This is a genomic window from Ruegeria sp. CDSB117 (assembly GCF_059611005.1).
On record NZ_JBXWOS010000003.1, the window covers coordinates 147,631 to 159,546 of the forward strand.

The window sequence follows — 11,916 nt, forward strand, 5'->3', positions numbered from 1 at the left end:
CTATGGGAAGGCATGGGAGAGCCTTCCGGGGAGGAGCCAGTGGCCAAGGCCGCAAGCCAGATTGAAATGCCAATCGGCGTCGTCGTGCGCAAAACACCCGGTGTAACCCGCTGGGCGAAATGGAATTGGCGCGCCATTGCTGTGTTGCCCGGTGCCGGACCTGCCGACTGGCACGAAATGCGACGGGAAGGCGAGGCCATTGAGTACCACGCAGCGACCTTGCCCCTGACACTTTGGGCAGATGAAACCGAAGCCTATATGGTGAACCTGTCGGACGGCCAGCCGTCGATCTACCTTGTCCTTCGTGATGCGTTGGATGGCGAAAGGCCCATGGATGCGGTCCTGGTCACCGCGTCACCTTTCGAAGGTCAGGACTATGCCGATACCGGAGAGGAGATCGTGGAGAAAATCCCGATGACCGATGGGTTGATCGCCTGGGTGCGCGACTTCGCTCTCGAACATCATAACGACGAAGTCTTCGTGAAACGCCGCCGGGACAAAAAGCGGATCGATTTGGTCGAGGACGGCAAGGGCGATGCACGCATCCGGCAAGAGTCAGACGTGTACCGCGCCCCGCGGAGGATCGTGCAGTGACCCAAGCCCGCGATTTCTGGTCCCGCCGCAAAGCGGCGGTACAGGCGGAAGCCGAGGCCGAGGTCATCGCGATTGAAGAACAGGCCATTGCCGCCCAACACGCCGAGCTGCAGGAAAAATCCGATGCCGAGATACTGGCCGAGTTTAATCTGCCTGACCCTGACGAATTGCAGGCGGGCGATGATGTCTCGGGCTTTATGGGCAAGGCCGTGCCTGACCGTCTTCGACGTCGTGCCTTGCGACGGCTGTGGCGACTAAACCCGGTTCTGGCCAATGTCGATGGCCTTGTGGACTACGGCGAGGATTATACCGACGCCGCCTGCGTGATCGAAAACATTCAGACCGCATATCAGGTTGGAAAAGGTATGCTTGCACATGTCGAGGCGCTGGCGGCTGAGGCCGAAGACAGCGAGACGGACGAAACAATTGAACCGGATGAACCGCAGGACGAACCTGCGTCACCCGTAACCGCGACACCAGAGCCCGTTCTGGTGGCTGAGGTGGACATAGCGCCGGACCTGTCTGAAGAGGCAGAGGTCACCCCTGCCCCACGCCGCATGAAATTTGAATTCGAAGGATAACCTGATGACCGCAAGTGAAGCGCAACAGTTGAATGTCTCGGCGGAGGATCGCATGCGCGCGGATTTCTACAACTTTTTGGGGCTGCTTCTGTCTGCGCCGCCCGATCAGATGCTGCTGGATCAAGTATCCGGCCTGACTGGCGATGAGACCGATCTTGGACAGGCCATTCAGGCCATGGCCCGCGTCGCCAAAGTGACCAAGCCCGCCGCAGCGGAACGCGAATTCAACGCGCTGTTCATCGGTTTGGGGCGCGGTGAGCTGCTGCCCTATGCCAGTTTCTACCTCACAGGGTTCCTGAATGAGAAACCTCTGGCGCAACTGCGCAACGACATGGCAATGCGTGGCATTACCCGAGCCCGGAACGTTTTTGAACCGGAAGACAACATCGCCTCATTGATGGAGATGATGGCCGGAATGATCGTTGGTCGCTTTGGCGCGGCTGCATCTTTGGAAGACCAGAGGGCATTCTGGAACAAACATATCGGCCCTTGGGCCATGCATTTTTATTCGGATTTGGAAGGCGCCGAGAACTCGGTTCTCTATGCCTCGATCGGCACAGCCGGTCGGGTCTTCATGGAGATCGAGCGCGAAGCCTTCCGAATGACGGCAGCGTGAACCGCTGTCACTCGCCGGCGCCCCAAGGGGTGCTAACTCGCAAATGGGAGAGGAGAAACCCATGAGCAAGACCAAGGAAGAAGGCGCAACGCGCCGCGACTTCCTCAAATTGGCTGGAACCGCAGCACCCGCTGCCGTTGCTGCCGCCAGCCTGAGCGGAAAAGCCGAGGCAGCCGAGCTGCCTACGGACGAGAACCGCATTCAGGACACCGCGCACACGCGCGCATACTTGAAAAGCGCACGCTTCTAGCGCGACGACAGCGCCCGGTTCTAACCCGGACGAGGTCACACCCGACTGACGGTTGCGATTGGCCCTGACGTCGGCACCAGCAGTACCAAGCCAGCCGTGGCTCACACGGCGCGCAAGGGAGGAAAGAAATGCTTAGGAAAAAGACCAACGGGGTTGCGAGACGCCCCCAGCGGACAAGTATCCTGTCCCAGGTCGGCGAGAAAACCGTCGATCGCCGCGCATTCCTGCGTGGCTCGGGCCTGACGATCGGCGGCCTTGCCGCGATCAGCGCCACGGGTGGAACCGTGACGCCAGCCAGTGCTCAGACAGCGGCCAATCAGGCCGTGGAAAACATCAAGTCCATATGCACCCACTGCTCGGTCGGCTGTACCGTCGTTGCCGAAGTGCAGAATGGCGTCTGGATCGGGCAGGAACCCGGTTGGGATAGCCCGTTCAATCTGGGTGGACATTGCGCCAAGGGGGCCGCAGTTCGCGAGCACGCCCATGGCGAGCGTCGCCTCAAGTATCCGATGAAGAAGGAAGGCGGAGAGTGGAAGCGCATCAGCTGGGAAGAGGCGATCAACGAGATCGGCGACGGCATGATGAGCATCCGCGAAGAATCCGGACCGGACAGCGTGTACTGGCTAGGCTCGGCCAAGCATAACAACGAACAGGCCTACCTGTTCCGCAAGTTCGCCGCCTATTGGGGCACGAACAACGTGGACCATCAGGCGCGTATCTGCCACTCAACCACGGTTGCGGGTGTTGCGAACACATGGGGCTACGGCGCCATGACCAATTCGTACAACGACATCCATAACTCTCGGGCCATCTTCATCATCGGCGGCAACCCGGCCGAGGCGCACCCCGTCTCGCTGCTGCACGTTCTGCGCGCGAAAGAGCAGAACAACGCCCCTCTGATCGTCTGCGACCCGCGCTTTACGCGCACCGCGGCGCATGCGGATGAATATGTCCGCTTCCGCCCCGGTACAGACGTTGCTTTGGTCTGGGGTATTCTGTGGCACATCTTCGACAACGGATGGGAGGACAAAGAGTTCATCCGCACCCGTGTCTGGGGCATGGATCAGATCCGTGAAGAGGTTGCCAAGTGGAACCCGGAAGAAGTCGAACGCGTCACCGGCACCCCCGGTTCGCAGCTGAAGCGTGTTGCGCGCACCATGGCCAACAACCGTCCTGGTACGGTGATCTGGTGTATGGGTGGTACGCAGCACACCAACGGCAACAACAACACCCGCGCCTACTGCGTGTTGCAGCTTGCGCTTGGCAACATGGGTACTTCGGGTGGTGGCACCAACATCTTCCGCGGCCATGACAACGTACAAGGCGCAACGGACCTTGGTGTTCTGTCCCACACCCTGCCCGGCTACTACGGCCTGTCAAAAGGTGCATGGGGTCACTGGGCACGTGTCTGGGGTGAAGAACCCGAATGGCTCGCTGGCCAGTTTGCCACGATCAAAGACAAGGAAGGCAAGGACAAACCGCTTCAGAACGAACGCGGCATCCCGGTCTCCCGCTGGATCGATGGTGTTCTGGAAGATCCGGCAAACATGGATCAGGACAACAACGTCCGTGCCATGGTTCTGTGGGGCCACGCGCCAAATTCACAGACCCGGATGACGGAAATGAAGACGGCGATGGAGAAGCTGGACATGCTGGTCGTGATCGACCCGTATCCCACCGTCTCGGCCGTTCTGCATGACCGCACCGATGGTGTCTACCTGTTGCCCGCCTGTACGCAGTTCGAAACCCGTGGCTCGGTCACGGCATCGAACCGCTCGCTGCAGTGGCGCGACAAGGTGGTGGAACCACTGTTCGAAAGCCTGCCGGACGAGGTCATCATGGCCAAGTTCGCCAACAAGTTCGGCTGGGCGGATCGATTCTTCCGCAATATCGAGATGGAAGATCCCGAAACCCCGAATGTTGAAAGCATCACGCGTGAGTTCAACTCGGGCCTCTGGACCATCGGATATACCGGTCAGTCACCGGAACGTCTGAAAAGTCACATGGCCAACCAGCACACGTTCGACAGAACCACCCTGCAGGCCATTGGTGGACCCAACGACGGCGAGTATTACGGTCTACCCTGGCCTTGCTGGGGAACGGCTGAGATGGGTCATACGGGGACACCAAACCTCTATGACATGTCCAAACCGGTGGCCGAAGGCGGCCTTACCTTCCGCGCCCGTTTCGGCGTGGAACGCGACGGTGACAACCTGCTGGCCGAAGGGGTCTATAGTGTCGGGTCGGAAATTCAGGATGGCTATCCTGAATTCACGATGCAGATGCTGATGGACCTTGGCTGGGATGGCGATCTGACGGCCGAGGAACGCGCGGCTATCGACGCCGTTGCAGGACCAGAGACCAACTGGAAGACCGACCTGTCCGGCGGCATCCAGCGGGTTGCGATCGAGCATGGCTGTGCGCCCTTCGGGAACGCTAAAGCCCGCGCGGTTGTCTGGACCTTCCCGGATCCGATCCCAATCCATCGTGAGCCGCTTTATACGCCGCGTCGCGATCTGGTAGAGGACTATCCGACCTACGAGGACCGTCAGGCCTATCGCCTGCCGACACTTTATGCATCGATCCAAAAGAACGACTTTTCAAAGGATTACCCGATAATCCTGACGTCTGGTCGTCTGGTCGAGTATGAGGGCGGCGGTGATGAGTCACGGTCAAACCCGTGGCTGGCCGAGCTGCAACAGGACATGTTCGTCGAGATCAATCCGCGCGATGCCAACAATCTGGGCATTCGTGACGGGGCACAGGTCTGGGTCGAAGGTCCCGAGGGCGGCAAGGTCAAGGTGATGGCGATGCTGACCAACAGGGTCGGTGCCGGCGTGGCCTTCATGCCGTTCCACTTTGGCGGCCATTTTCAGGGCGAAGACCAGCGGCACAAATACCCCGCCGGTGCAGACCCCTATGTGCTGGGTGAAAGTACCAACACCGCCCAGACCTATGGCTATGATTCAGTGACCCAGATGCAAGAGACCAAGTGTACTCTCTGCAAGATCTCGGCAGCGTAAGGAGGACGAAAATGGCTAGAGCAAAGTTTCTCTGCGACGCTGAACGCTGCATCGAGTGCAACGCCTGCGTAACCGCGTGTAAGAACGAGCACGAGGTGCCGTGGGGCATCAACCGCCGCAGGGTGGTGACGATCAATGACGGCAACCCGGGCGAACGCTCGATCTCGGTGGCCTGTATGCATTGCTCGGATGCGCCTTGCATGGCGGTGTGCCCGGTCGACTGCTTCTATCAGAACGAGGAAGGCGTCGTCCTGCACTCCAAGGACCTGTGCATTGGCTGCGGCTATTGCTTCTATGCGTGCCCGTTCGGCGCGCCGCAATATCCGCAGGCGGGCAACTTCGGATCGCGCGGCAAGATGGACAAATGTACCTTCTGCGCTGGTGGTCCCGAAGAAAACAACTCGACCGCAGAGTTCGCAAAATATGGTCGCAACCGGATCGCCGAGGGTAAACTGCCCATCTGCGCCGAGATGTGTTCCACCAAGGCCCTGCTTGCCGGTGACGGTGATGTTGTGTCCGCCATCTACCGTGAGCGCGTCGTGGCGCGCGGGTTTGGCTCGGGCGCATGGGGTTGGGGCACAGCCTACGACCAGAAAGACGGATAAATTCGTCTGACAAGAAAAGACGGTCCCGTATTCATCCACGGGACCGTCACAGCGCGACCAAAGGGATTTGGTCGAGCTTAGGTTGCATGTCCAATCTGCGCGGAGCATTTCATGACCGAAGATATTTACTGGCTGCTGAAACTTGAGTTGCAGGCCGATCAGGATGCTGCATTTGATGCGCTGATGACCGAAATGGTGGATGCGACACTGACAGAAAGTGGTGCGAAATCTTATGAGTGGCATCGTACAGGGTCGACCGTTCACATCTATGAACGCTACGCCAGTTCAGATGACGCAATGATCCATATGCAGAACTTCGGAGCGAATTTCGCCGACCGTTTTCTGGCAATTCTCACCCCCACCACGTTAGAGGTTTACGGACCAGCAAAAGATGACCTGCGCGATACCCTGACACCCGTAGGAGCAGTCTTTCACGAACAAGTCGGCGGCTTTGACCGATAACCCCGTACGACACAGGAGATTCGATAGATGCGCCTGATCCAAATGCTGCTGATACCACTTTTCCTTGCCAGTTTTGCCTGGGCACAGGAAAACACTGAAGTTCCTGCAGAATCTGACCGCAGCGCCACAGGCGGTGCAACCACTCTGCAAGATATCATGGCCCGTCAGCGTGGTGAAAAGGTCGACAGCAGCTATCGGTCCGAAAACACCGGCCAAGGCAATGCCGAAGGCTTGCTTGGACAGCTTGGAACGCGCGGTGTGACCTCGGACAGCGATGTCTATCGTGCACTTCGCTACGGTTCGGCGGATGTGACCGTGTCATCTCATGGACCGGCCGCAACTGTACTGATCCAGGACGGCGGCATGTGGTGGCTAAATTTTCGCACCGGTCCTTTGCGTGAATACGGATCTTACATCATCGGCGGTATGCTTGTTCTGTTGGTGCTGTTCTTCCTGGTCCGCGGAAAGATCAGGATCGATGGTGAAAAGACCGGACGGAAGATTCTGCGTTTCAAAGGGATCGAGCGGTTCGGGCACTGGTTGTTTGCCGGGTCCTTCCTGATACTGGGCATCACCGGCCTGCTGACCTTGTATGGCCGTGATTTCCTGATCCCCGTTTTCGGCAAAGAGGGGTTCGCGACCATCGCTCAGGGCTGCAAATGGCTGCACAACAACCTGGCTTGGGCCTTTATGCTTGGGCTGATCATCGTGACCGTGAACTGGATTTCTCACAACATCCCGAACCGCACCGACCTGAAATGGCTGGCTGCTGGGGGTGGATTGTTCACCAAAGGCAGCCATCCCCCCGCCAAGAAATTCAACGCCGGACAAAAGATCATATTCTGGCTTTGCATTCTGCTGGGCGTCTCGATCAGCCTGTCCGGTCTGTCATTGCTGTTCCCATTCGAAATGCCACTGTTTGCCAAGACTTTCTCGATCGCGAATTCGACCGGTATTCCGCAGATGCTTGGGCTGAACCTGCCCGTGCAGATGTCCCCGCAGGAAGAGATGCAATACGCCCAGATCTGGCACGTCATGGTCGCCTATGCGTTCATCGCGATCATCCTGGCCCACATCTATCTGGGCTCGGTCGGCATGGAAGGTGCCTTTGACGCCATGGGAACCGGAGAGGTTGAAGAGCAATGGGCGCGCGAGCATCACTCGCTGTGGCTGGAAGAGGTGCAGGCAAAAGAGGCCAGCGAAGGGGCGGCCTCGCCCGCCGAATAAATGCGCAAGCTGGTTCTGGCTCTGGCACTGATGCCCCTGCCCGCAGTGGCCGAGTTCTTTACGCTCAAGGGCCATGGCGGACCCATCATGGGGATCGCCACAGCGCCAGATGGTCGGATCGCAACAGCAAGTTTTGACAACTCGGTCGGTGTTTGGACGGATCAATCCCCAAAATGGTTGGAAGGCCACGAAGCGGCTGTCAATTCAGTTGTTTTCAACGGCACCGCGATCTATTCGGCAGGAGATGACTTTACATTGCGCCGGTGGCCCGAAGGTCAGGTTGTGGGTCAGCACAAAGGCAAGATCGTGGGCGTGGCCGCATCCAAAACCCATGTGGCAACGGCCAGTTGGGACGGCACAATCGGCCTATGGCCAGTTGACGGTTCGGCGCCGTCGATCCTCGGCCCTGCTGGCAGTGGTATAAACGCTGTCGAATTCTCGAACGATGGTTCACAGCTCTATTCCGCGGGCATCGACGGGTCATTGCGTATATGGGACGTCGCCACCGGGCAGGAAACCAACCGGTTTGTTGAACATGGCTTTGGTATCAACGAGCTGGTGCTGAACGAGCAGGACAACTGGATTGCCTACGGTGCGGTTGATGGCGTCACCCGCGTCCTCGACCTGACAACTGGCGACGAGCGTGATTTCACTTTGGAACGTCGACCGATCCTTGCATTGGCGCTCAGCCCGGATCGCAGCATGTTGGCCGTCGGAGACGGCGAAGGCTATATCATGGTGATCGACACGGTCGAATGGCGCATCGCGCAGGATTTCAGGGCCACCTTACGCGGCCCGGTCTGGGCGCTGGCCTTTTCGCCTGATGGGCAGAACCTGCATGCGGGCGGCATTGACGAGACCATGTATAGCTGGCCAGTTACCGCGCTTGGAGATCAGGAACAGATGGCCGCGACAGAACCCAGCTTTCTCAAAAACCCTGAGGAAATGGAAAACGGAGAACGCCAGTTTGCCCGCAAATGCTCGATCTGCCACAGCCTGACACCGGATGGTCAACGCCGGGCGGGTCCGTCGCTGCATGGTGTGTTCGGGCGCAAGGCCGGTACGCTTGCGGGATATTTTTATTCGGACACGCTGCAAGACTCTGATATCATTTGGAATGAAGAAACGATAAACGTTCTATTTGACGAAGGGCCGGACCACTACATTCCGGGGTCGAAGATGCCGATGCAGCGGATCACCGAACCCAGGGACAGGGACGACCTGATCGCATTTCTGCGCCGCGCTACGGCACCGGAAAACTGAGCTGGAGGAGACTATGAAAGCCTTTCTTGCCGCTGTCGCTGCCATGGTGGTGATCACAGTCGCCGCGCCCTTTGCACTGCAACAGATCGGTTTCAGTGCTGCGGATGCCGGCACCAGCTCGGCTGTGCGTCTCGACTGAATGTCCGAATACCTGACCACCAAGGAACTGGCCGATCTGCTGCGCATTGGCGAGCGTAAGGCCTATGATCTTGCCTCATCGGGTGAGGTGCCTTGCGTGCGCGCCATGGGCAAACTGCTGTTCCCGCGGGCCGAGGTGATCGCCTGGCTCAACGCATCACGATCCGGCCCGGAAGTGGCCGAACCGCCCCTGCCCCCGATTGTGGCTGGCAGTCACGATCCGCTGCTGGACTGGGCGCTGCGCGAAAGTGGTTCGGGGTTGGCGACCTATTATGATGGCTCATTCGATGGGCTGACCCGCCTGAAAGACCGGAACGCGCAGGCGGCAGCGCTGCACATTCATGAGGATGGCGGGTTCAACACCCAGACCCTGAAAGACGCTTTGGGTGAGGCCCCGGTCGTTCTGTTCGAAGTCGCGCAGCGGCAGCGTGGTTTGCTGCTGGCACCGGGCGCATCGGAAATTCAGGGTTTTGCGCAGCTAAAAGGCCGACGTGTCATCCTACGCCAGGATAGCGCGGCCAGCCAAAGGTTGTTCGATGCACAGCTTGAGGCCCACGATATGACCCGCGACGATCTGGAAACCCTGCCCACCTGCGCCCGCACAGAAGAAGAGTTGGCCATTGCCCTGCATGACAACAAGGCCGAAGTCGGGTTCGGACTAGGCGCATTGGCTGGGCTGTACGATCTGGGATTTGTTCCCACGCATACCGAACGCCTGGACCTGGCGATTTGGCGTCGGGCCTATTTCGATGACCCGATGCTGAAATTGCTCAGCTTTGTGCAGTCCGACCGGTTCCTGACCCGCGCCGATGAGTTTGGTGGGTATGACCTGTCCGGTCTGGGAACGATCCACCACAATGGCGCCAGCGGGTGATCCCCTATTTCGCGTTCGGAAAGAACAGCTGCTGACCATTCAACTCAAAGGCCTCGATGGCTGCCTGCCCGTCCGGGCCGATTAGCCAATCAACAAACCGCTGCCCTGCCGCCGCCCTTACACCCGCGTGTTTTTCGGGGTTCACCAGAATAACGCCGTACTGGTTGAACAAGCGCGGGTCACCTTCGACCAACACTTCAAGGTTTCCACGGTTGCCGAAGGACTCCCACGTCGCACGATCCGTCAGGGTATAAGCATCCATGCCACTGGCCACGTTCAACGTCGCGCCCATGCCTGAACCGGTTTCCCTGTACCACGTACCCGATTCCGCAGCCGGATCTACTCCGGCGTCGTTCCAGTGGCGCATTTCGGCCTTATGCGTTCCGCTGTCGTCCCCGCGTGATGCAAAGGGAACTTCGGCCTCAGATACCGCGGTCAAAGCGGCCACGATATCCGGTCCGTCCTTCACCTTGGCCGGATCTGATTTCGGACCGACAAGAACGAAGTCATTATACATCACGTCAAATCGTTCAACGCCCCAGCCGTCTTCGACAAACTGCTCCTCGTCCGCCTTTGCATGGACCAACAGAACGTCACCATCCCCATTGATTGCGTTACGGATCGCCTGCCCGGTGCCCACAGCAACAACGCGCACGTCGATCCCGGTTTCCGCCTCGAACCAAGGAAGGATGTAATCCAACAGTCCCGAATTTTGGGTCGAGGTCGTTGATTGCACCACGATAAATGGTTCTTCGGCCAAGGCCGGACCTGTAAACAAGCCAAGTGAAACCAATGCTGCCCGAATGAAATTCCGGATCATTCTAAACTCCAGATTTTTTGTTATGTCACCAATCCGCCTGCAAGATACCTGCGCGAGGCATCACTTTTGGGATCGTCCAATACCTGACGCGCATCGCCATGTTCAACCACATGACCGCCCTGCATCATGACGACATCCGATGCCAGCCGGCGCGCCTGACCGATGTCATGGGTCACCATGACAATGCGCACCCCCCCTTCTGATGCGCACAGGATCATCCGTTCAATCACCTGAGTGGCGCCGGGGTCCAGCGCGCTGGTCGGTTCGTCCAGAAACAAGGTATCCGGGTCCAGCGCCAGCGCGCGCAGGATGGCCAGCCGCTGCGCCTCACCTCCCGACAGCGATCTGGCCGCTTGCCGTGCTTTGCCTTCAAGCCCGCCTTGGGCCAGCAAATCAGCAATACGCGTCTTGCGAGCAACACGCTGCAGGCCCTGCCGTTTCAGGACAAAATCCAGATTGGCTGCAACGGACCGGCGCAGCAAGACGGGTTGCTGAAACACCATCGCCTGCCGGGCCTTGTGATCAGCATTCAAAGGAACTCCATCTTGCTCCACGTACCCTTTGTCCGGCGCAATCAGCCCATGCAGGCACCGCAGCAACAGGCTTTTGCCCGCGCCGTTCGGTCCAAGGATCAAGGTCGGCCCCGGCCCGTTCAATGTCAGTTGCGGAACGTCCAGCAATGCGGTGCCATTACGCGCAATCTGCAATCCGTTAACGGCGATGCGCCGCGCCATTTCCGAGACCAGATCACGCATGACGCAACCCCTCTCTCTCAGCCCGCAGGCTGAGCGTGCTGACCATGGCGTTCACCGCTATGGCAATACCGATCAGGATCGCGCCGAGCGCCAGGGCCAGCGCAAGATTTCCCTTGGACGTTTCCAGCGCGATGGTCGTCGTCATCACCCGCGTCACGTGATTGATGTTTCCGCCAACGATTATGACCGCCCCAACCTCGGCAATGGCGCGGCCAAATCCGGCCAGCAAGGCCGTGACCAGCGCCAACCGCGCATCCCACAGCAGTACCGGTACAGAGGCCAGCCGCGACACGCCCAAGGATCGGAGCTGTTCCGAGTATTCCTCGGCCAGCATCTCGACCACCTGCCGCGTCAACGCAGCGACGATGGGCGTCACCAAAACAACCTGCGCGATGATCATCGCAGTCGGTGTGTAGAGCAGTTCAAGCACGCCCAAAGGTCCGGATCGCGACAACATCAGATAAACCAGCAAGCCTACGACCACCGGCGGGAACCCCATCAGCGCGTTCATAAGAATGATCAAAACCCGCCGCCCCGGAAAGCGGGCAACAGCCAGCGCAGCGCCAACAGGCATGCCAATCAGTGCAGAAATCAGGACGGCAAAAACGGAAACTTTCAGGGAAAGCAGCACAATCGCCCAAAGCTCTGGATCCCCATTCAGGATCAGAGTGAACGCTGTATTGAATTCTGATGCAAATCCCTGCATTT

General features: G+C 58.8%; 14 protein-coding genes. 11 read left to right on the forward strand and 3 right to left on the reverse strand.

What is annotated here, in order from left to right:
• Positions 1-39: 39 nt before the first annotated feature.
• From AC2FJC_RS05340 to AC2FJC_RS05390, 11 genes are all read left to right on the forward strand, one after another.
• A complete protein-coding gene (locus AC2FJC_RS05340; RefSeq protein ID WP_082637104.1) occupies positions 40-594 on the forward strand; it encodes a DUF3305 domain-containing protein in 555 nt (184 codons plus the stop codon).
• On the forward strand, positions 591-1,175 hold the full coding sequence (locus AC2FJC_RS05345; RefSeq protein WP_496738701.1) for a DUF3306 domain-containing protein: 585 nt from the start codon (positions 591-593) through the stop codon (positions 1,173-1,175). The genes AC2FJC_RS05340 and AC2FJC_RS05345 overlap by 4 nt, the downstream gene beginning before the upstream one ends.
• A gap of 4 nt (positions 1,176-1,179) precedes the next feature.
• Positions 1,180-1,791 carry a TorD/DmsD family molecular chaperone gene (locus tag AC2FJC_RS05350; protein ID WP_496738702.1) on the forward strand — a complete coding sequence of 204 codons (612 nt, stop codon included), beginning with the start codon at positions 1,180-1,182 and terminating at the stop codon, positions 1,789-1,791.
• A 61-nt stretch (positions 1,792-1,852) separates the two neighbouring features.
• Positions 1,853-2,041, forward strand: a complete 189-nt coding sequence (locus AC2FJC_RS05355; protein WP_058273834.1) for a ubiquinol-cytochrome c reductase iron-sulfur subunit N-terminal domain-containing protein — start codon at positions 1,853-1,855, stop codon at positions 2,039-2,041.
• 128 nt (positions 2,042-2,169) lie between these two features.
• Positions 2,170-5,064, forward strand: a complete 2,895-nt coding sequence (locus AC2FJC_RS05360; RefSeq protein WP_496738703.1) for a formate dehydrogenase subunit alpha — start codon at positions 2,170-2,172, stop codon at positions 5,062-5,064.
• A gap of 11 nt (positions 5,065-5,075) precedes the next feature.
• On the forward strand, positions 5,076-5,669 hold the full coding sequence (gene fdh3B, locus AC2FJC_RS05365; RefSeq protein ID WP_058273836.1) for a formate dehydrogenase FDH3 subunit beta: 594 nt from the start codon (positions 5,076-5,078) through the stop codon (positions 5,667-5,669).
• A gap of 111 nt (positions 5,670-5,780) precedes the next feature.
• Positions 5,781-6,131, forward strand: a complete 351-nt coding sequence (locus tag AC2FJC_RS05370; protein ID WP_496738704.1) for a putative quinol monooxygenase — start codon at positions 5,781-5,783, stop codon at positions 6,129-6,131.
• A 27-nt stretch (positions 6,132-6,158) separates the two neighbouring features.
• Entirely contained in the window at positions 6,159-7,358 is a 1,200-nt protein-coding gene (locus AC2FJC_RS05375) for a formate dehydrogenase subunit gamma (RefSeq protein ID WP_496738705.1), read from the forward strand.
• Complete coding sequence (locus AC2FJC_RS05380) at positions 7,359-8,621, forward strand: c-type cytochrome (RefSeq protein ID WP_496738706.1); 1,263 nt, start codon at positions 7,359-7,361, stop codon at positions 8,619-8,621.
• 13 nt (positions 8,622-8,634) lie between these two features.
• Entirely contained in the window at positions 8,635-8,760 is a 126-nt protein-coding gene (locus tag AC2FJC_RS05385) for a hypothetical protein (RefSeq protein WP_255414867.1), read from the forward strand.
• Positions 8,761-9,633, forward strand: coding sequence for a substrate-binding domain-containing protein (locus AC2FJC_RS05390; RefSeq protein ID WP_496733016.1), 873 nt, complete (start codon positions 8,761-8,763; stop codon positions 9,631-9,633). It abuts the gene before it with no gap.
• A gap of 4 nt (positions 9,634-9,637) precedes the next feature.
• On the opposite strand, the gene AC2FJC_RS05395 is transcribed toward AC2FJC_RS05390, so the two are convergent.
• The 3 genes from AC2FJC_RS05395 to AC2FJC_RS05405 are packed head-to-tail and all read right to left on the reverse strand — an operon-like array spanning position 9,638 to position 11,914.
• Positions 9,638-10,453 carry an ABC transporter substrate-binding protein gene (locus AC2FJC_RS05395; protein WP_496738707.1) on the reverse strand — a complete coding sequence of 272 codons (816 nt, stop codon included), beginning with the start codon at positions 10,451-10,453 and terminating at the stop codon, positions 9,638-9,640.
• A gap of 20 nt (positions 10,454-10,473) precedes the next feature.
• Positions 10,474-11,208, reverse strand: a complete 735-nt coding sequence (locus AC2FJC_RS05400; RefSeq protein ID WP_496738708.1) for an ATP-binding cassette domain-containing protein — start codon at positions 11,206-11,208, stop codon at positions 10,474-10,476.
• Entirely contained in the window at positions 11,201-11,914 is a 714-nt protein-coding gene (locus tag AC2FJC_RS05405) for an ABC transporter permease (protein ID WP_058277689.1), read from the reverse strand. Before AC2FJC_RS05405 ends, AC2FJC_RS05400 begins: the two co-directional genes overlap by 8 nt.
• Between the last annotated feature and the right edge of the window lie 2 nt (positions 11,915-11,916).